General features: G+C 66.8%; 17 protein-coding genes. 14 read left to right on the top strand and 3 right to left on the bottom strand.

Annotated features, from left to right (window positions below; all coding sequences use genetic code 11):
• Positions 1 to 12 precede the first annotated feature (12 nt).
• From nuoG to KF871_RS14065, 11 genes are all read left to right on the top strand, one after another.
• Entirely contained in the window at positions 13 to 2,142 is a 2,130-nt protein-coding gene (nuoG, locus tag KF871_RS14115) for an NADH-quinone oxidoreductase subunit NuoG (protein WP_291143691.1), read from the top strand.
• Positions 2,139 to 3,221 (top strand): NADH-quinone oxidoreductase subunit NuoH, encoded by a 1,083-nt coding sequence (nuoH, locus tag KF871_RS14110; protein ID WP_291143688.1) that lies wholly within the window; start codon positions 2,139 to 2,141, stop codon positions 3,219 to 3,221. Before nuoG ends, nuoH begins: the two co-directional genes overlap by 4 nt.
• Positions 3,222 to 3,237: 16 nt before the next feature.
• A complete protein-coding gene (nuoI, locus tag KF871_RS14105; RefSeq protein ID WP_291143686.1) occupies positions 3,238 to 3,753 on the top strand; it encodes an NADH-quinone oxidoreductase subunit NuoI in 516 nt (171 codons plus the stop codon).
• 20 nt (positions 3,754 to 3,773) lie between these two features.
• Positions 3,774 to 4,412 carry an NADH-quinone oxidoreductase subunit J gene (locus KF871_RS14100; RefSeq protein WP_291143683.1) on the top strand — a complete coding sequence of 213 codons (639 nt, stop codon included), beginning with the start codon at positions 3,774 to 3,776 and terminating at the stop codon, positions 4,410 to 4,412.
• Positions 4,409 to 4,717 carry an NADH-quinone oxidoreductase subunit NuoK gene (gene nuoK / locus KF871_RS14095; RefSeq protein WP_291143678.1) on the top strand — a complete coding sequence of 103 codons (309 nt, stop codon included), beginning with the start codon at positions 4,409 to 4,411 and terminating at the stop codon, positions 4,715 to 4,717. The genes KF871_RS14100 and nuoK overlap by 4 nt, the downstream gene beginning before the upstream one ends.
• A 6-nt stretch (positions 4,718 to 4,723) precedes the next feature.
• Entirely contained in the window at positions 4,724 to 6,745 is a 2,022-nt protein-coding gene (gene nuoL / locus KF871_RS14090; RefSeq protein ID WP_291143675.1) for an NADH-quinone oxidoreductase subunit L, read from the top strand.
• A gap of 20 nt (positions 6,746 to 6,765) precedes the next feature.
• Positions 6,766 to 8,241 carry an NADH-quinone oxidoreductase subunit M gene (locus KF871_RS14085; protein ID WP_291143672.1) on the top strand — a complete coding sequence of 492 codons (1,476 nt, stop codon included), beginning with the start codon at positions 6,766 to 6,768 and terminating at the stop codon, positions 8,239 to 8,241.
• Between the two features lie 19 nt (positions 8,242 to 8,260).
• Positions 8,261 to 9,757, top strand: a complete 1,497-nt coding sequence (nuoN, locus tag KF871_RS14080; RefSeq protein ID WP_291143669.1) for an NADH-quinone oxidoreductase subunit NuoN — start codon at positions 8,261 to 8,263, stop codon at positions 9,755 to 9,757.
• Between the two features lie 61 nt (positions 9,758 to 9,818).
• A complete protein-coding gene (locus KF871_RS14075) occupies positions 9,819 to 10,124 on the top strand; it encodes a DUF2818 family protein (RefSeq protein WP_291143666.1) in 306 nt (101 codons plus the stop codon).
• Positions 10,117 to 10,698 (top strand): NUDIX hydrolase, encoded by a 582-nt coding sequence (locus KF871_RS14070; protein WP_291143663.1) that lies wholly within the window; start codon positions 10,117 to 10,119, stop codon positions 10,696 to 10,698. The genes KF871_RS14075 and KF871_RS14070 overlap by 8 nt, the downstream gene beginning before the upstream one ends.
• Positions 10,695 to 11,192: a DUF1178 family protein gene (locus KF871_RS14065; protein ID WP_291143660.1), complete on the top strand. Its 498-nt coding sequence runs from the start codon at positions 10,695 to 10,697 to the stop codon at positions 11,190 to 11,192. Before KF871_RS14070 ends, KF871_RS14065 begins: the two co-directional genes overlap by 4 nt.
• Positions 11,193 to 11,585: 393 nt before the next feature.
• On the opposite strand, the gene KF871_RS14060 is transcribed toward KF871_RS14065, so the two are convergent.
• Positions 11,586 to 12,890 (bottom strand): Glu/Leu/Phe/Val dehydrogenase, encoded by a 1,305-nt coding sequence (locus tag KF871_RS14060; RefSeq protein ID WP_291143656.1) that lies wholly within the window; start codon positions 12,888 to 12,890, stop codon positions 11,586 to 11,588.
• Positions 12,891 to 13,127: 237 nt separating this feature from the next.
• Here KF871_RS14060 and KF871_RS14055 point away from each other — a divergent pair, with 237 nt between their 5' ends.
• Both KF871_RS14055 and KF871_RS14050 read left to right on the top strand, forming a co-directional pair.
• A complete protein-coding gene (locus KF871_RS14055) occupies positions 13,128 to 14,312 on the top strand; it encodes a YjgN family protein (RefSeq protein WP_291143653.1) in 1,185 nt (394 codons plus the stop codon).
• Positions 14,312 to 15,370, top strand: a complete 1,059-nt coding sequence (locus tag KF871_RS14050) for a M48 family metallopeptidase (RefSeq protein WP_291143650.1) — start codon at positions 14,312 to 14,314, stop codon at positions 15,368 to 15,370. Before KF871_RS14055 ends, KF871_RS14050 begins: the two co-directional genes overlap by 1 nt.
• A gap of 47 nt (positions 15,371 to 15,417) precedes the next feature.
• Here the strand turns inward: KF871_RS14050 and KF871_RS14045 are convergent, their stop codons facing one another.
• Positions 15,418 to 17,202 carry an ABC transporter transmembrane domain-containing protein gene (locus tag KF871_RS14045; RefSeq protein ID WP_291143647.1) on the bottom strand — a complete coding sequence of 595 codons (1,785 nt, stop codon included), beginning with the start codon at positions 17,200 to 17,202 and terminating at the stop codon, positions 15,418 to 15,420.
• Between the two features lie 171 nt (positions 17,203 to 17,373).
• Here KF871_RS14045 and KF871_RS14040 point away from each other — a divergent pair, with 171 nt between their 5' ends.
• On the top strand, positions 17,374 to 17,655 hold the full coding sequence (locus KF871_RS14040) for a hypothetical protein (protein WP_291143644.1): 282 nt from the start codon (positions 17,374 to 17,376) through the stop codon (positions 17,653 to 17,655).
• A 3-nt stretch (positions 17,656 to 17,658) separates the two neighbouring features.
• On the opposite strand, the gene KF871_RS14035 is transcribed toward KF871_RS14040, so the two are convergent.
• Positions 17,659 to 18,783: a carotenoid 1,2-hydratase gene (locus KF871_RS14035; protein WP_291143641.1), complete on the bottom strand. Its 1,125-nt coding sequence runs from the start codon at positions 18,781 to 18,783 to the stop codon at positions 17,659 to 17,661.
• Positions 18,784 to 18,787 lie beyond the last annotated feature (4 nt).

Raw genomic sequence — 18,787 nt, 5'->3', positions numbered from 1 at the left:
ACGGACATCCCCATGGTTGAAATCGAACTCGACGGACAGAAGGTCGAAGTGCCCCCGGGCAGCATGGTCATGCATGCCGCCGAGAAAGCCGGCACCTATATCCCGCACTTCTGCTACCACAAGAAGCTCTCGATCGCGGCCAATTGCCGCATGTGTCTGGTCGAGGTCGAGAAGGCGCCTAAGCCCATGCCCGCCTGCGCCACGCCGGTCACGCAGGGCATGATCGTTCGCACCCAGAGCGACAAGGCCGTCAAGGCACAGAAGTCGGTGATGGAGTTCCTGCTCATCAATCACCCGCTCGATTGCCCCATCTGCGACCAGGGCGGTGAATGCCAGTTGCAGGATCTGGCCGTTGGCTACGGCGGCTCCGGCTCGCGCTACGAAGAAGAAAAGCGCGTGGTGTTCCACAAGAACGTGGGCCCGCTCATTTCGATGGAGGAGATGAGCCGCTGCATCCATTGCACGCGCTGCGTGCGCTTCGGCCAGGAGATCGCCGGCGTCATGGAGCTCGGCATGAGCCACCGCGGCGAACACGCCGAGATCGAAACCTTCGTCGGTCAGTCGGTAGATTCCGAGCTGTCGGGCAACATGATCGACATCTGCCCGGTGGGCGCGCTCACCAGCAAGCCGTTCCGCTACAGCGCCCGCACGTGGGAGCTCTCGCGCCGCAAGAGCGTGAGCCCGCACGACAGCACCGGTGCCAACCTCGTGGTGCAGGTCAAGAACCACCAGGTCATGCGCGTGGTGCCGCTGGAAAACGAAGCCGTCAACGAGTGCTGGATTGCCGACCGCGACCGCTTCTCCTACGAAGCCCTCAACGGCCCCGACCGCCTGACACAGCCCATGCTCAAGCAGGGCGGCGAATGGCAGACGGTGGACTGGCAGACCGCGCTCGAGTACGTGGCCAACGGTCTGCAGCAAGTGAAGGCCGAGCACGGCGCTGCCGCCATCGGCCTGCTGGCAAGTCCGCACAGCACGGTGGAAGAACTGGCGCTGGCCGGCGCACTGGTGCGCGGCCTGGGCAGCGAGAACATCGACCACCGCCTGCGTGCTGCGGACAGCGGCAACGCGGCGCCGTCCGCTCAGGCACGTTGGCTGGGCCGCCCCATCGCCGAGCTGTCGACGCTGCAGCGCGCGTTCGTGATCGGCGGCAATCTGCGCAAGGACCACCCCCTGTTTGCGCAACGCATCCGCCAGGCTGTGCGCAAAGGCGCGCAGCTCAGCGTGCTGCTTGAGCAGTCGCCCGCCTGGGCCATGACAGTGCGCCATGCCTTGCTGGCCGACAGCCGCCAATGGGTGGCGGCGCTGGCCGGCGTGGCCGCCGCCGTGGCCGCCGACGCGGGCGTGAATGCGCCCGTGGCAGCAGAGATCAACGACACCCATCGCGCCATTGCAGCGTCGCTCAAGGGTGGCGAGCACAAAGCGGTGCTGCTGGGCAACGCCGCAGCCCACCACGAGAAAGCGGGCAGCCTGCTCGCGCTGGCCAGCTTCATTGCCCAGCACACCGGCGCCAGCGTTGGCTACCTCACCGAGGCCGCCAACACCGTGGGTGCGCAGCTGGTCAACGCGCAACCGGGCCAGGGCGGGCTCAATGCCGCGCGCATGCTGGGTGGTGGCCTCAAGGCCGCCGTGCTGCTCAACGTGGAAGCGGCCGATACCGCCGCTGGCCTGGCAGGGCTCAAGGACGCCGGCATGGTCGTCACCCTCAGCCCGTTCAAGACCAACCTCGACGTCAGCGATGTGCTGCTGCCCATCGCGCCGTTCAGCGAAACCTCGGGCAGCTTCGTCAACGCCGAAGGGCGCTTGCAAAGCTTCCACGCGGTGGTTCGCCCGCTGGGCGACACCCGCCCTGGCTGGAAAGTGCTGCGCGTGCTGGGCAACCTGCTGGGCCTGGCCGGCTTTGACGCAGATTCCTCGCAAGCCGTGCTGAGCAAGGCCCTGCCCGGTGTGCCCTCGGGCGAGTGCGTGGCCGCTGACCGCCTCAACAACATGAGCAACGCCACGATCGATCTGCAGCCCGCATCGGCCGCACCGTGCGTGGCCAGCATCTACCAGCTCGACGCTCTGGTGCGCCGCGCGGGGTCGCTGCAACTCACGGCCGACGCCCGCAAGGCCCGCGCCGATGAAGGAGTCGCCGCATGATCGATGCGATGTACAACGCAGGCCTCGGCCTGTTCCAGGCATCCTGGTGGACGGGCGCGGCCTGGCCGGTGATCTGGAACCTGATCAAGATCGTCGCGGTGCTGGCGCCGCTGATGGGTGCGGTGGCCTACCTGACGCTGTGGGAGCGCAAGTTGCTGGGCTGGATGCAGGTTCGGCACGGCCCCAACCGCGTCGGCCCGTTCGGCTTGCTGCAGCCCATTGCCGATGCGCTCAAGCTGCTGACCAAGGAGCTGATCCGCCCGAGCGCGGCCGCCAACGGTCTGTTCCGTCTCGGGCCGATCATGGCCATCATGCCGGCGCTGGCCGCCTGGGTGGCCATTCCCTTCGGTCCCGAGGCGGTGCTCGCCAATGTGAACGCCGGCCTGCTGGTGATCCTGGCCATCACCTCGATCGAGGTCTACGGCGTGATCATTGCCGGCTGGGCCTCCAACTCCAAGTACGCCTTCCTGGGTGCGCTGCGCGCATCGGCCCAGATGGTGAGCTACGAGATCGCCATCGGCTTCTGTTTCCTCGTGGTGGTGATGACCGCCGGCAGCCTGAACCTGGCCGACATCGTCGGCTCGCAAGGGCGTGGCATGGCCGCCGACATGGGTCTGACCTTCCTGTCCTGGAACTGGCTGCCCTTGCTGCCCATCTTCGTCGTGTATCTGATCTCGGGTGTGGCCGAAACCAACCGCCACCCCTTTGACGTGGTCGAGGGCGAGGCCGAGATCGTGGCCGGCCACATGGTCGAGTACTCGGGCATGGGCTTCGCCATCTTCTTCCTGGCCGAGTACGCCAGCATGTGGCTGGTGTCCATCCTGGCGGTGCTCATGTTCCTGGGTGGCTGGTTGCCACCGATCGACAGCGCCGTCTTCAACTGGATCCCCGGCTGGATCTGGCTGGGCCTCAAGACCTTTGTCGTGGTCTCGATGTTCATCTGGATCCGCGCCACCTTCCCGCGCTTCCGCTACGACCAGATCATGCGTCTGGGCTGGAAGATCTTCATCCCCGTCACCCTGGTGTGGCTGTTGCTGGTGGGCGTGCTGATGCAAACCCCCTGGAACATCTGGCACTGATCGGGAGAGAGCGATCATGTCCACGACCACTGCCTCCGTCGCCCCCTTCAGCTTCCGCGACTTCTTCAAGAGCTTCATGCTCGTCGAGCTCTTCAAGGGCATGGCCCTCACGGGCCGCTACGCGCTGCGCCGCAAGGTGACGGTGCAGTTCCCTGAAGAGAAAACACCGCTGTCACCGCGCTTTCGCGGCCTGCACGCGCTGCGCCGTTACGACAACGGTGAAGAGCGCTGCATCGCCTGCAAGCTGTGCGAAGCGGTCTGCCCCGCGATGGCCATCACCATCGAGAGCGATGTGCGCGACGACGGCACGCGCCGCACCACCCGCTACGACATCGACCTGACCAAGTGCATCTTCTGCGGCTTCTGCGAAGAGAGTTGCCCGGTCGACTCCATCGTCGAGACGCACATCTTCGAGTACCACGGCGAAAAGCGCGGCGACCTCTACTTCACCAAGGAAATGCTGCTGGCAGTGGGCGACCGCTACGAGCCGCAGATCGCCGCGGCCAAGGCCGCCGATGCCAAGTACCGCTGAGCGCTGCCAGCCACCACACCATGGACTTCCAGACCGGCTTCTTCTACCTGTTCGCGGCGGTGCTGCTGTTCGCGGCATTTCGCGTGGTCACTTCGCGCAATGCCGTGCATGCGGTGCTGTACCTCATGTTGGCGTTCTCGCAGGCGGCGGCGCTGTGGCTGCTGCTCAAGGCCGAATTCCTCGGCATCACCCTGGTGCTGGTGTACCTGGGCGCCGTGATGGTGCTGTTCCTGTTCGTGGTGATGATGCTCGACATCAACATCGAGGCCATCCGCCGCGGCTTCTGGTCGCACTTTCCGCTGGCCGCGCTCATCGGCGTGGTGGTGGCGGGTGAGCTCATGGCCGTCATGTGGGCGGGCTTTCCCAGCATCGCCGCGCAGGCGCCCGCCGTGGCGCCCGACGTGTCCAACACCCGCGAGCTGGGCAAGCTGCTCTACAGCGCCTACCTCTATCCGATCCAGGTGGCCGGCTTCATCCTGCTGGTGGCCATGCTCGCAGCCATTGCCCTGACCCTGCGCCAGCGCAAGGACAGCAAGGCCATCAATCCCGGCGATCAGGTGCATGTGCGGGCCAGCGATCGCCTGGTGGTGCTGCCCATGGCCGCCGTGACCAAGGCGGCACCCGTGGCAGAAACCGCCGCAGAGGAGGGCAAGGCATGAGCCTCACATTGGGACACTTCCTGTCGGTCGGCGCGATCCTGTTCGCGATTTCCGTCGTCGGCATCTTTCTCAACCGCAAGAACCTGATCGTGTTGCTCATGGCCATCGAGCTGATGCTGCTGGCCGTCAACATGAACTTCGTGGCCTTCTCGCACTACCTCGGCGATCTGCACGGCCAGGTCTTCGTGTTCTTCATCCTGACCGTGGCGGCGGCCGAGTCCGCCATCGGCCTGGCCATCCTGGTGCTGCTGTTCCGCAACAAGTCGTCGATCAGCGTCGAAGAACTCAACACGCTCAAGGGCTGACCGGACATGAGCAACACGCTTTCCGCTTCCACGCTGCTGGCCGTGCCACTGGCTCCGCTGGTGGGCTCTGCCATCGCGGGCATTCTGGGCACCACCTTCGGCGGCAACGTCATCGGCCGCCGGGCCTCGCATGGCGCCACAATCCTGGGTGTGCTGGTGGCCTTCATCCTGTCGGCCTTGACGCTGGCCGATGTCATCGACGGCGCCCGTTTCAACCAGACCATCTACGAGTGGATGGTCATCGGCGGCCTGAAGATGGAGATCGGCTTCCTGGTCGACGGCCTCACCGCCATGATGATGGTGGTGGTGACCTTTGTGTCGCTGATGGTGCACCTCTACACCATCGGCTACATGGCCGACGACGACGGCTACAACCGCTTCTTCGCCTACATCTCGCTGTTCACCTTCTCGATGCTCATGCTCGTCATGAGCAACAACCTGCTGCAGCTGTTCTTCGGCTGGGAAGCGGTGGGTCTGGTGTCCTACCTGCTGATCGGCTTCTGGTTCAACCGACCCTCGGCCATCTTCGCCAACATGAAGGCCTTCCTGGTCAACCGAGTTGGCGACTTCGGCTTCATCCTGGGCATCGGTCTCATCGTGGCCTACGCCGGCACCATGAACTACAGCGAGGTCTTCGCCAAGGCCGGCGAGCTTGGCCAGATGCCGTTCCCCGGCACCGACTGGCTGCTGATCACCGTCATCTGCATCTGCCTGTTCGTGGGTGCCATGGGCAAGAGCGCGCAATTTCCGCTGCACGTCTGGCTGCCCGACTCCATGGAAGGCCCGACGCCTATTTCGGCGCTGATCCACGCCGCCACCATGGTGACGGCCGGCATCTTCATGGTCGCGCGCATGAGCCCGCTGTTCGAGCTCTCGGACACCGCGCTCAACCTGGTGATGATCGTCGGTGCCATCACGGCGCTGTTCATGGGCTTTCTCGGCATCATCCAGAACGACATCAAGCGCGTGGTGGCGTACTCCACGCTCTCGCAGCTGGGTTACATGACGGTGGCGCTCGGTGCCTCGGCCTACTCGGTGGCCGTGTTTCACCTCATGACGCACGCCTTCTTCAAGGCGCTGCTGTTCCTGGCTGCCGGCTCGGTGATCATGGGGTTGCACCACAACCAGGACATCCGCTGGATGGGTGGCGTGCGCAAGTACATGCCCATCACCTGGCTCACTTCGCTGATCGGCACGCTGGCGCTGATTGGCACGCCGCTGTTCTCGGGCTTCTACTCCAAGGACTCGATCATCGAGGCGGTTCATTTCAGCAACCTGCCCGCAGCCGGTTTCGCGCACTTCGCGGTGCTTGCTGGCGTCTTCGTGACCTCGTTCTATTCGTTCCGTCTGTACTTCCTGGTCTTCCACGGCAAGGAGCGCTACGACCAGAACCCGGATGCACATCACGATGATCACCACGACGACCACGGCCACCATGGCGATGGCAAACCGCACGAGTCGCCCTGGGTGGTCACCGTGCCCCTGGTGCTGCTGGCCATTCCCTCCATCGTCATCGGCTTCTTCACCATCGAGCCGATGGTGATCGGCGAGTTCTTCCGCGACGCCATCAAGGTCAACGCCGAAGCCCACCCGGCGCTGGAGCGCTTTGCCGAAGAGTTCCACGGCGCGCTGGCCATGGCGGCCCACGCCTTCAGCACCGCGCCGCTGTACCTCGCACTCGCGGGCGCGGTGAGCGCCTGGTACTGCTACATGGTCAATCCGGCCGTGCCCGCCGCCATCGCGCGTGCCCTGCGCCCCATCATCGTCATTCTCGAGAACAAGTACTACATGGACTGGTTCAACGAGAACGTCCTCGCCCGCGCGGCGCGCGGCCTGGGCGTTGGCCTGTGGAAGGGCGGTGACCGCGGGGTCATCGAGGGCGGCGTGGTCAACGCCAGCTGGAAACTGGTGGGTCTCATCGCCTCGGCCGTGCGCCGTGCGCAGACCGGCTACCTCTACCACTACGCATTGATGATGCTGGTCGGGGTGATGCTGTTCATGACCTGGTTTGTCTGGCTCGCCAAGTAAAGAAGAAAGAGAACGCAATCATGGGTTTGCTGAGCCTTGCCATCTGGACGCCCATCTTCTTCGGCGTCGTGTTGCTGGCGCTGGGCCGCGACGACCAGGCGGCCATGGTGCGCTGGATCGCGCTGCTGGGTGCACTGGCGGGTCTGGCCGCCACGGTGCCGCTCTACACGGGCTTCGAAGTCGGCAGCGCTGCCATGCAGTTCGTCGAGAAGTCGCTGTGGATCGAGCGCTTCAACATCCACTACCACCTGGGGGTGGACGGCATCTCGTTGTGGCTGATCCTGCTCACTGCCTTCATCACCGTCATCGTGGTGGTTGCCGGCTGGGAGGTCATCACCGAGCGCGTCAACCAGTACATGGGCGCCTTCCTGATCCTGTCGGGTCTGATGATCGGCGTCTTTGCCGCGCAGGACGGCATGCTGTTCTACGTGTTCTTCGAGGCCACGCTGATCCCGATGTACCTCATCATCGGCATCTGGGGTGGCCCCAACAAGATCTACGCGGCCTTCAAGTTCTTCCTCTACACACTGCTCGGCTCGCTGCTCCTGCTGATCGCGCTGATCTACCTCTACGTGCAGTCGGGCGGCAGCTTTGCGCTGGCCGACTGGTACAAGCTGCCCCTGGGTGCCACGCCGCAGACGCTGCTGTTCTTTGCCTTCTTTGCAGCCTTCGCCGTCAAAGTGCCGATGTGGCCGGTGCACACCTGGCTGCCCGATGTGCACGTCGAAGCGCCCACTGGCGGCTCGGCCGTGCTGGCGGCCATCATGCTCAAGCTGGGCGCCTACGGCTTCCTGCGCTTTTCGCTGCCCATCCTGCCCGACGCCTCGCACGAATGGGCCGCCTTCATGATCGGCCTGTCGCTGGTTGCGGTCATCTACGTGGGCCTGGTGGCCATGGTCCAGCAGGACATGAAGAAGCTCGTCGCGTACTCGTCCGTGGCGCACATGGGTTTTGTCACCCTCGGCTTCTTTGTCTTCAGTGACCTCGGCGTGTCCGGCGCGCTGGTGCAGATGATTGCGCACGGCTTTGTCTCGGCTGCCATGTTCCTGGCCATCGGCGTGCTCTACGACCGCGTGCATTCGCGCGACATCGCCGCCTACGGTGGCGTGGTCAACACCATGCCGCGTTTTGCCGCCTTTGCCTTGCTGTTCACCATGGCCAACTGCGGCCTGCCGGGCACGGCGGGCTTCGTGGGCGAGTGGATGGTCATCCTGGCGGCGGTCAAGGCCAACTTCTGGATCGGCCTGCTCGCGGCGTCTGCACTGATCTTCGGCGCTGCCTATTCGCTGTGGATGTTCAAGCGCGTGTATCTGGGCGAACCCGGCAACGACGACGTCAAGGCCTTGTCCGACATCAACGCCCGCGAGTTCCTCGTGATGGCCTTGCTGGCCCTGGCGGTGCTGTTCATGGGCGTCTATCCCAAGCCGTTCACCGACGTCATGGACCCGTCGGTGGCCGAGTTGCTGCGCCACGTCGCGCAATCCAAGCTGAACTGAAGAACACGAGAGTTTTCCCATGATCGACACACTCAGCTGGATCGCTGCCTACCCGGAAATCCTGCTCGCGGTGATGGCCTGCGTGATCGCGCTGGCCGACCTGACCATCAAGACGCCGCTGCGTGGGGCCACCCACATGCTGACCCTGCTGACACTGGCCGTGGTGGCCCTGTTGCTGGCCATGGCCGCCAGCGGTGGCAAGGTGATCTCGGGCTTTGGCGGCATGATCGTCAGCGACCCGATGGGCAACTGGCTCAAGTGCTTTGCAGCCCTGGCGCTCATGGCCACCCTGGTCTATGGCCGCGCCTACGCCGGCCAGCGCGACATGCTGCGCGGTGGCGAGATGTTCTCCATGAGCCTGCTGGCCCTGCTCGGCATGTTCGTGATGATCTCGGGCCACAACTTCCTGGTCATCTACCTCGGCCTTGAGCTGCTCACGCTATCGAGCTATGCCCTGGTAGCGCTGCGTCGCGACGACATCGCCGCCACCGAGGCCGCGATGAAGTACTTCGTGCTCGGCGCGCTGGCCAGCGGCTTCCTGCTTTATGGCCTGTCCATGGTCTATGGCGCCACCGGCTCGCTCGACCTGTCGCAGGTGCTGGCGGCCATTGCCGGCGGCGAAGCCACGCTCAAGGGTTCCCCGCAGGTGCTGACCCTGGGTCTGGTGTTCGTGGTGGCGGGCCTGGCCTTCAAGCTGGGCGTGGCGCCGTTCCACATGTGGGTGCCCGACGTCTACCAGGGCGCGCCGACCTCGGTCACGCTGCTCATCGGTGGCGCACCCAAGCTGGCCGCGTTTGCCATCGTCATTCGTCTGCTGGTCGAAGGCCTGCAACCCCTGGCGGTGAGCTGGCAGCAGATGCTGATGGTGTTGTCGGTGGTGTCGCTGCTGGTGGGCAACCTGGCCGCCATCGCCCAGACCAACCTCAAGCGCATGCTGGCGTTCTCGACCATTGCGCAGATGGGTTTCATGCTGCTGGGCCTGGTGGCCGGCGGCGTCGGCGGCAACGCGGGCAACATGGCCAACGCCTACAGCTCGTCGATGTTCTACGTGATCACCTACGTGCTCACCACCCTGGGCACCTTCGGCGTGATCATCCTGCTCTCGCGCCAGGGTTTCGAGTCCGACAGCATTGCCGACCTTGCCGGCCTCAACCAGCGCAGCCCGCTGTACGCCGGTGTCATGGCCATCTGCATGTTCTCGCTGGCTGGCGTGCCGCCGCTGGTGGGCTTCTACGCCAAGCTGTCCGTGCTGCAGGCCTTGCTGGCCTCGCCCGATGCCATGCACGTGGGCCTGGCCGTGTTCGCGGTGATCATGTCGCTGATCGGCGCCTTCTACTACCTGCGTCTGGTCAAGGTCATGTACTTCGATGCGCCCACGCAAACGGCGCCGATCGAGGCCGGTCTCGAAGTGCGCTCCGTGCTGTCGGTCAACGGCGCACTGGTGCTGGTGCTGGGCATCGTGCCGGGCGGCCTGATGGCCTTGTGCGCGCACGCCGTGGCCGCGCTCTTCGCCTGATCGAGCGCGCAGGGCGACGCGCCATGGAACCCGTGGCGCATTGCGCGCTCTGATCCCCACCATGGATCAAACCGTCTCTGTCTGGCTGGTCTTGGGCGCTGCCCTGATCGCCGCCAACCTGCCCTTTGTCAACGAGCGCTGGTTCGCGCTGGTGCGCCTGGGCGAACGCAAATCGCTGTGGGCGCGCCTGCTCGAGCTGTTGCTGCTCTACCTGCTGGTCGGTGGCCTCGGCCTCGCCCTGGAGCAGCGCGCGGGGCAGATCTACCCGCAAGGCTGGGAGTTCTACGCCACCACCCTGGCCTTGTTCGCCACCCTGGCCTTCCCGGGCTTCGTCTACCGCTACCTCTACAAGAAGCGCCATGGATGACGCCCACCTGAGGGAAGCGCCCCTGGCGCGCGACACCGTGCTGCGCGGACATTTCCTGCACGTGGTGCGCGACACGGTGCGACTGCCTTCCGGGTCCGAAGCCACACGCGAATACGTGCTGCACCCGGGTGCAGTGATGGTGATCCCCCTGCTCGACGATGGCCGTGTGGTGCTGGAGCGGCAGTACCGCCACCCCATGCAGGCGGTAATGGTGGAGTTTCCTGCGGGCAAGTTCGACCCGGGCGAGGGCAGCCTGGGCTGCGCACAGCGCGAGCTGCGCGAAGAGACCGGCTACAGCGCCAGCGAATGGGCCTTTGCGGGGCGGCTGGCGCCCACGATCGCCTACTCGGACGAAATCATCGATATCTGGTTCGCGCGCGGCTTGCGTCAGGGCGCACGTGCGCTCGACGACGGCGAAGCGCTGGACGTGACCGCCACCACGCCTGCCGAACTGCTGGCCATGAGCCGCGACGGCCGCATCATCGATTGCAAGACCCTGGTGGGGGCCTTGTGGCTGCAGAACGTCCTCTCCGGCGCCTGGGTGCTGGACTGGCAGGATAATCCCGCCCCATGAAGGTTCTCGATCTGCAGTGTGCGCATCAGCACGTCTTCGAAGGCTGGTTCGCCTCCGAAGACGACTACCTTGGCCAGCTCGCGCGTGGCCTGGTGAGTTGCCCCTTGTGCGGCGACCAGCGTATCGAGAAGCGCCTGTCGGCGCCGCGCCTGAACCTGCGCGCCGGCAAACAGGCCGAGGTCAAGACCGACGGTCCCACCGAGGTGCCGGTCACCGCCGAGAACACCGCGGTGACCATGAGCAACCACCCCGCGCACGCCGAGCTGGCGGCCCTGCAGGCGCGCATGCTGCGCGCCATGCGCGAGATCGTGGCCAGCTCCGAAGACGTGGGTGATCGCTTTGCCGAGCAGGCGCGCGCCATGCACCATGGCGACATCGATCGCCGCAACATCCGCGGGCGCACATCGGCCCAGGAGGCGATGGAGCTGATCGAAGAGGGCGTGGACGTACTCCCGCTGCCCCTGCTGCCACCTGCCAAGGAAACCCTGCAATAACAGGGACTCCCCCCTGCGCCGCTGCGCGGCTTCCCCCCTCTCTGGCGCGCCTGCGGCGCTTGGAGGGGGGACGATGCCAGTGGCCCGGCGAAGCCGGTTCCACGGCATCTCTGGACGCAGGCACGCGCTTCGGGTGGAGCTGCAACAACCGCATCGAATGACGTGTCCCCGTCCAGGGACAGCGAGGACCGGCTTTGCCGCGCGAAACCGGTTCCACGGCATCTCTGGACGCAGGCGCGCGCTCCGGGGGAGGCAGCAACAAGCGCATCGAACGATGTGTCCCCGTCCAGGGACAGCGAGGAACCGGCTTTGCCGGGCCAAGCTGTCGTCCCCCCTCCAAGCGCCGCAGGCGCGCCAGAGAGGGGGGAAGCCGCGCAGCGGCGCAGGGGGGAGTTACGGATACAACCCGCGCAGGTCGCGCGCGTGCAGGATGCGCTGGCAGGCAATGATGAAGGTCGCCGTGCGCAGGCTGACCTTGTTGTCCTCGGACACTTGCCACACCGCGGCAAAGGCGTCCTTCATGATCTTGACCAGGCGGGCGTTGATTTCGTCTTCGGTCCAGAAGAAGCTGGAGAAGTCCTGCACCCATTCGAAGTAGCTCACCGTCACGCCGCCGGCGTTGGCGATCACGTCGGGCAGTACCAGCACGCCGCGATCGTGCAGGATGTCGTCGGCCTGGGGTGTGGTCGGGCCGTTGGCGCCCTCGATCACCATGCGCGCCTGAATGCGCCCGGCGTTCTTCTCGTTGATCTGACCCTCCAGAGCGGCCGGGATCAGGATGTCGCAGGGCAGGCCCCAGAAGTCGCTGTCGGGCACCGTATCGGCATCGGCAAAGCCTTTGACTGAACCGTGTTGCGCCACGTGGTCGAGCAGGGCCGGCACGTTCAGGCCGCTGTCGCGGTAGACGGTGCCGCCGTGGTCCTGCACCGCCACCACGCGCGCGCCGGCTTCGGCAAACAGCTTGCCGGCCACGCCGCCCACGTTGCCGAAGCCCTGCACCGCCACGCGTGCGCCAGCGACCTCCATGCCAATGCGGCGCGCGGCCTCGACGCCGACGGTGAACACGCCGCGGCCGGTGGCCTCGCGGCGACCGAGCGAGCCGCCCAGGTCGACCGGCTTGCCCGTGACCACGCCGGTGGCGGTTGAGCCCTGGTTCATCGAGTAGGTGTCCATCATCCAGGCCATCACCTGGTCGTTGGTGTTGACGTCGGGGGCTGGGATGTCCTTGCTCGGGCCGATGATGATGCCGATCTCGCTGGTGTAGCGGCGCGTCACGCGCTCGAGTTCACCGCGGTTGAGCTGGCGCGGATCGACGCGGATGCCGCCCTTGGCGCCGCCGTAGGGCACGTTCACGGCCGCGTTCTTGATCGACATCCACGCTGCCAGCGCCATCACTTCGGACAGGGTCACGTCCTGGTGGAAACGCACGCCGCCCTTGCCGGGGCCACGGCTGGTGTTGTGTTGCACGCGGTAGCCCTCGAAGTGGGCCACGGTGCCGTTGTCCAGGTGGATCGGCACATCCACGATCAGGGTGCGCTTGGGGCGTTTGAGGGTTTCGACCCAGCGGGCCAGCTTGCCCAGGTAGGGCGTGACGCGGTCCACCTGTTGCAGGTAGGTGCCCCAGGGGCCGAGGTGATTGGGGTCGAGGTAAGAGGGCAGCGCGTGGGTGAACGCGGCGGGAGATGAGGCGGGTGACATGGTGATATTCCGTTGGGTTGCGGCGCGAAGGCCACCGTCGGGCACTGTACGAAGCCGGCCCCCGACTGTCCAAGGCCGGCTCAGGATGGGTTCATGCGCCTGCTGCATGGGGTGTCGGTGGCCCGGCGTGGTCCTCAGGGCGCACGCCTGCCAGGGGGGTGTGTATTTCCTGAGTCTTTCGACTAGCATCTCGCCGCGAGATGGCGCCGCCATCCGACTTACGAGGGAGGAATCACCATGCAATTGGAGGATGGGGCACGCAAGCCCCTGGGCGAGTCCATGTACCCCACGGGCGAACGCCCGCGCGTGCAGACTCTGGCCATTCGTTTCACCGGGTCCGGCAGCGAGTACTTCCGCATCTGGATCGTCAACCTGCTGCTCACGCTGGTGACGCTGTCGCTGTACTGGCCCTTCGCCCGCGCGCGCCGAATCGCCTACTTCCAGAACAACACCGTGGTGGGCGGCGACCCGCTCGGCTTTCACGCCGACCCCTGGAAGATGTTCCGTGGCTACGTGGTGGTCATGCTCATGAGCATTGCCTACGCCACGCTGTCCGAAGTGGCGCCGCAGGTGTCGGTGTGGTTGCTGCTGCTGTTCGCGCTGGTCTGGCCGGCCTTGTGGCGCGCGTCCCTGCAGTTCCGGCTGCGCAACACCAGCTGGCGCGGCGTGCGCATGGCCTTTGTGGGCGATTTGAAGGGCGCCTACCTGGCGCTGCTGCCGTTCTTTGTGCCGGCGCTGGTGCTGGGTTTTCTTGCGCCGACCCTGGTCGAGGGCGACAAGCCCACCGCGGACCAGCAGCGCCAGTTCGCACTCGTGCTGGCGGTGGTGGCGCTGACCACGGTGGCGCTGCTGCCCTGGCTGTTCGCGCGCCTCAAGCGCTACCAGCACGGCAACTACCAATTCGCCGGTGAGCGCACCGAGCTGCGCGCCAGTTCCGGCAGCTTCTACGGCCTGGGTCTGCGCACCGGTGGCGTGGTGCTGCTGGTGGTGTTTCTGGTGGTGGGCGCGGGCGTTGCCGTGGCCATGAACTCGGCCAACAAAGGCATGAGCCTGGTGGCCATCATGGCGTCGGTGGCGCTGGCCTATCTGCTGGTGCCGCTGGTGATCGTTCCCTACAGCACCGCCACGCTGCAGAACCTGCTGTGGGCCAACACGCGCAGCCGCAACACCCGCTTTCGCAGCGAGCTGCGCTTTGGCACGCTGTTCCGCGTCAACGCCATCAACTGGTTGCTCATCGCCATCACCCTGGGCCTGTACTGGCCGTTTGCGCGCGTGCGCCTGGCCCGCGCGCGGCTGGAGGCCATGAGCTTTCAGGTCAAGGGCGATGTCGATGGCTGGCTCGCGCGCGCCGAGGCGCGCGGGCCGAGCGGCATCCTGGGCGACGCCGCGGGCGACTTCTTCGGCATCGACCTGGGCCTGTGATGCCGCGCGGCGCCCCATTGATCACCCGCTGGTTCGACGGCCGCAGCCCCAAGGCGCGCGCGGCGCGGGTGTGGGTCGATGGCGATACGCTGGTGGTCGTGCCCCTGGAAGAGGGGGCGACCCCCACCCGCCACCCGTTGTCCGGCGTGCGCTGGCCCGAGCGCCGCACCCACGGGCAGCGCCAGACCGAACTGCCCGACGGCGGTCTGCTGCAGCACGCGGACGCCGCCGCCTGGGACGACTGGTGGCTGCAGCAAGAGCTGGGCGAGTCGTTCGTCGTCGGCTGGACGCAGAGCTGGCGCGGCGTGCTGGTGGCCTTGTGTGTCACCGTGCTGGTGCTGATGGCCACCTGGCAATGGGGTGTGCCCTGGGTCAGCGAGCGGGTGGCACACGGCCTGCCGCCCGCAGTCGAGCAACGCATCGGTGCCGAAAGCATGGACCAGCTCGAACGCGGTTTTCTGCAGCCCAGCACCTTGCCGCCAGCCCAGCAGGCGGCGCTGCGCAAGCGCTGGCAGTCCATGGTGGGGGCGGCCTTTCCCAACGGCGATGCGCCCACGCACGAGTTGGCGTTTCGCGCATCGCCCAGGCTCGGGCCCAACGCCTTTGCCTTGCCCGGCGGGCAGATCGTCGTCACCGACGAACTGGTCAAGCTGCTGGACGATCACCCCGAGGTGCTGATGGGCGTGCTCGGCCACGAGCTGGGCCATGTGCGCCACCGCGACGGGCTGGACATGCTGGTGCGATCGACTTTCCTGAGCGCCATCGTGGGTGTGGTCTTTGGCGACATGGGTGGCTTCATCGCCTCGGTGCCGGCGGCCTTGCTCACGCAGTCCTACTCGCGCGATGCCGAACGCCGCGCCGACCTGCGCGCAGCCGAACTGCTGCACGCCAACGGCGTGTCGCCGGCCGTCATGGCCACGCTGTTCGAGCGCCTGGGCGAGTTCCGGCGCGCCAAGGGCGGTGGCGACGCCTTGCCGATCGCCATCGCCAGCCACCCCGACGACGAGGCGCGGGTGCAGTTCTTTCGGCAGTGGTCGCCCGCCGACGGGCAGCCGTGACGGGGCGGCCGTGACAGCGCGGCGGCCCGCGCCGCCCGCGCTGCCGCTCAGCCGGTGAACTGCAGCGCCGCCAACCCCGCGTACACCCCACCGCGCGCCACCAGCTCGGCGTGCGTGCCTTGCTCCACCAAACGGCCGTGGTCCAGCACCACGATGCGATCGGCGCGCTGCACCGTGGCCAGCCGGTGGGCAATCACCAGCGTGGTGCGGTCGCGCATGGCCGCTTCCAGCGCCGCCTGCACCACGCGCTCGCTTTGCGCATCGAGCGCGCTGGTGGCTTCGTCCAGCAGCAGCAAGGGCGGGTTCTTGAGCATGGCGCGCGCAATGGCAATGCGCTGGCGCTGCCCGCCCGACAGGCGCACGCCGCGCTCGCCCAGAAAGGTGTCGTAGCCCTCGGGCAGCCGGGCAATGAACTCGTCGGCAAACGCCGCGCGCGCCGCGGCCTTGACCGCCTCGTCATCGGCGTCAGGTTTGCCGTAGCGGATGTTTTCGAGCGCGCTGCTCGAGAAGATCACCGGCTCCTGCGGCACGATGCCCACGCGATCGCGCAGGTCCTGCAGCGCCAGCGCGTCGATGGGTGTGCCGTCGAGCACGATGCGCCCTTGCTGCGGGTCGTAAAAGCGCAGCAACAGGCCGAACACCGTGCTCTTGCCCGCGCCGCTGGGCCCGACCAGCGCCACGGTCTGGCCCGGCTCGATGCGCAGCGAAAAGTCGGTCAGCGCCGCCTGGCTCGGCCGCGAGGGGTAGTTGAAGCGAATGTTCTCGAAGGCCAGCGCACTGCCGCCGGCCGGCGGCGTGGCGGCCACCGGGTTGGCCGGCGACTGCACTGGCGACTCGCTGGCCAGCAGCTCCATCAGCCGCTCGCTGGCGCCGGCGGCGCGCAACAAGTCGCCATACACCTCGCCCAGCACCGCCACCGCGCCCGCAAAGATCACGACGTACAGCACCGCCTGGCCCAGCTCGCCAGCGCTCAGCGTGCCCTCGAACACCGCCTGCGTGCCCTGGTACAGGCCCCACAGAATCAGCGCCGCGTTGGCGATGATGATGAAGGCCACCAGCGCCGCGCGCGCTTTGGTGCGCCGCACCGCGGTGTCAAAGGCGTGCTGTGTGGACGTGGCAAATCGGGTCGATTCGCGCGCCTCGGCGGTGTAGCTCTGCACCGTGGGAATGGCGTTGAGCACCTCGGCCGCGATCGAGCTCGAATCGGCCACGCGGTCCTGGCTCGCGCGCGACAGGCGCCGCACCCGCCGCCCGAACCACATGGCCGGCGCCACCACCAGCAGCACCACCGCCAGCACCTGCACCATCACGGTCGGGTGCGACCACACCAGCATGCCCAGCGCGCCCACGCCCATGACCGCGTTGCGCAGCCCCATGGACAGCGACGAACCCACCACCGTCTGCACCAGCGTGGTGTCGGTGGTCAGACGCGAGAGCACCTCGCCGGTCTGCGTGGTCTCGAAGAACTGCGGGCTCTGGCGCAGCACGTGCGCAAACACCGCGTTGCGCAGGTCGGCGGTGATGCGCTCGCCCAGCCAGCTCACCAGGTAGAAGCGCGTGGCCGAGAACACGCCCAGCGCCACCGCCACCCCGAACAGCGCCACGAAGTGCCCGCGCAAGGCCAGCGCCTGGTCGCCGCGCCCGGCGGGCACCAGGCCGCTGTCGATGAGCTGGCGCAGCGCCAGCGGAAACACCAGCGTGGCCGCCGCGGCCAGCACCAGAAAGAGCAGGGCCAGCGCCATCTGCAGCCGGTAGGGCCGCATGAAGGGAATCAAGCCGGAGAGCGAGCGGGGGTGCGTGGCGCGGGGCCGATCGGGGAGCTGGGTGGCCATGGCGGGCATTCTGCCGTGCGGGCATGACAGGCATCGGGCTGCGCGGTGATGGCGCTGTTGCGTCGATGCCTATTGGTGATTCTTGGGCGCCATTCAATTGCGTGGCAGCCAGTAGCGCAAAACCTAGTGGCGCGCTAACAATTGGCCTCCAACCCATTTTGGAGCGCCTTCATGAATCTCAAGACCTTGTGTGCTGTCGGTGCTGTCGCGGCGCTGGGCTTCCTGTCGATGTCCGCGCAGGCCGCCGACGCGACCTGCCACATCCGCTCGGCCGACAAGAAGCTCGCGGGCGCCGCCAAGAACTCTTTCCTCAACAAGTGCGAGAAGGACGCCGTGGCCGCCTGCACCAACAAAGCGGCCGAGAAGAAACTCTCCGGCGCGGCCAAGACCAGCTTCACCAACAAGTGCGTGCGCGACGCGGTGGGCGTCGAGGCCGAGAAGCCGGCCTCCTGAGCCTCACAGCGTCAGCCGCTTGGCGTAGCCGGTCATCTCCAGGTAGCCGCTGCCCACCGTGCGGCCGTTGCTGTCGATGAGGTCCGACAGGCCCTCCCAGTAGATGGCGCCGGTGCTGGCGCGGCTGTCCAGCTCCTGGGCGTCGACGCGGGCGCGCACGGTGTAGAAGTCCGCCGGCGTTCGGATCAGCCACTCGACCGGGTAGCGCGTGCGCGTGAGCGGGCTGGTCCACCAGCGCTGCGCGCGAAAGTCCACCTCGCCGGGGCGAAACCGGTAGATCTCATTGGGCTGTTGTGCATCGCCCGCCGCACGGAACGAGCCACCCGCCCACAGCTTGCTGCCATCGGCCTGGCGCAGTTGAAAGGCGGTCACGCAGTGGCCGTCGAACAGGTTCATGCCGATCCAGTCCCAGCCCACTGCGTTGGGGTGCAGCAGGGCGTCGCTCCATTCGTGGTCGAGCCAGGCGGTGCCGGTGATGGCGAATCGCTCGCCCCGCAGGCCCAGCGTGCCCTTCACCCGCAGTTGCGGGTGCGTCACGTAGAAGCTGGCCTGGTCGGCGTCCGGCCCCTTGCGCGACCAGCCCTTGTCGCCTTGCAGCAGGATGGCTTGCGGCGTCTCGGCGTCCAGCTCGATCAGCAACTGCTCGCCCACCACCTGCGTGCGGTAGCCGCCATCGGCGCGGCGCTGCAGATGCCAGTCGCGGATGCGCACGTCCATGTCCTGCGCACTCGCAAACACCGCACCCTCGGCTGCCGTGGGCGGCTCGCCGTTCCAGCGCGCAATGCGCTGGTCGTGGTGCAGACGCTGCCCGGCCACGTCGGTGATGGCGGCGTGCGCGAAGAGCAACTGGCGCGCGGCCAGGCGGCCGGGCAGGGCCTGCGCGGGCTCGACCCGGCTGCGAAAGAAGGTCACCTGAAAACCGAACGCGCGGCCCTGGGCATCCGTGGCCTGGCCGGTCAGGTACCACCACTCGGTGCGGGTGTCGTTGTGGCTGCCGTGGTCGCGCGGGAACACCAGCGGCCGCGGCTGCAGGGTGTCGGCCGCGCGGGCGAACGGGGCGGTCAGTGTCAGCGATGACAGCAGCGGAGTAAGCAGCGGAGAAACCAGCAAGGGGCGTCGCGTGATCATGGGT

Origin of the sequence: Hydrogenophaga sp. (assembly GCF_019635465.1) — a bacterium.
Classification (GTDB): Bacteria; Pseudomonadota; Gammaproteobacteria; order Burkholderiales; family Burkholderiaceae_C; genus Hydrogenophaga.
The sequence above is the reverse complement of the archived record's forward strand: the minus strand, read 5'-3'. Positions and strand labels throughout refer to the sequence as shown.

Excerpts from the sequence above, each read along its gene's own strand:
- KF871_RS14075 (WP_291143666.1), top strand. The coding sequence starts at position 9,819 with ATGGATCAAACCGTCTCTGTCTGGCTGGTCTTGGGCGCTGCCCTGATC.
- KF871_RS14035 (WP_291143641.1), bottom strand. The coding sequence starts at position 18,783 with ATGATCACGCGACGCCCCTTGCTGGTTTCTCCGCTGCTTACTCCGCTG.
- nuoI (WP_291143686.1), top strand. The coding sequence starts at position 3,238 with ATGTCCACGACCACTGCCTCCGTCGCCCCCTTCAGCTTCCGCGACTTC.
- KF871_RS14070 (WP_291143663.1), top strand. The coding sequence starts at position 10,117 with ATGGATGACGCCCACCTGAGGGAAGCGCCCCTGGCGCGCGACACCGTG.
- KF871_RS14060 (WP_291143656.1), bottom strand. The coding sequence starts at position 12,890 with ATGTCACCCGCCTCATCTCCCGCCGCGTTCACCCACGCGCTGCCCTCT.
- nuoK (WP_291143678.1), top strand. The coding sequence starts at position 4,409 with ATGAGCCTCACATTGGGACACTTCCTGTCGGTCGGCGCGATCCTGTTC.
- KF871_RS14065 (WP_291143660.1), top strand. The coding sequence starts at position 10,695 with ATGAAGGTTCTCGATCTGCAGTGTGCGCATCAGCACGTCTTCGAAGGC.
- KF871_RS14040 (WP_291143644.1), top strand. The coding sequence starts at position 17,374 with ATGAATCTCAAGACCTTGTGTGCTGTCGGTGCTGTCGCGGCGCTGGGC.
- KF871_RS14100 (WP_291143683.1), top strand. The coding sequence starts at position 3,774 with ATGGACTTCCAGACCGGCTTCTTCTACCTGTTCGCGGCGGTGCTGCTG.
- nuoG (WP_291143691.1), top strand. The coding sequence starts at position 13 with ATGGTTGAAATCGAACTCGACGGACAGAAGGTCGAAGTGCCCCCGGGC.
- nuoH (WP_291143688.1), top strand. The coding sequence starts at position 2,139 with ATGATCGATGCGATGTACAACGCAGGCCTCGGCCTGTTCCAGGCATCC.
- KF871_RS14055 (WP_291143653.1), top strand. The coding sequence starts at position 13,128 with ATGCAATTGGAGGATGGGGCACGCAAGCCCCTGGGCGAGTCCATGTAC.
- KF871_RS14085 (WP_291143672.1), top strand. The coding sequence starts at position 6,766 with ATGGGTTTGCTGAGCCTTGCCATCTGGACGCCCATCTTCTTCGGCGTC.
- nuoN (WP_291143669.1), top strand. The coding sequence starts at position 8,261 with ATGATCGACACACTCAGCTGGATCGCTGCCTACCCGGAAATCCTGCTC.
- KF871_RS14050 (WP_291143650.1), top strand. The coding sequence starts at position 14,312 with ATGCCGCGCGGCGCCCCATTGATCACCCGCTGGTTCGACGGCCGCAGC.
- KF871_RS14045 (WP_291143647.1), bottom strand. The coding sequence starts at position 17,202 with ATGGCCACCCAGCTCCCCGATCGGCCCCGCGCCACGCACCCCCGCTCG.
- nuoL (WP_291143675.1), top strand. The coding sequence starts at position 4,724 with ATGAGCAACACGCTTTCCGCTTCCACGCTGCTGGCCGTGCCACTGGCT.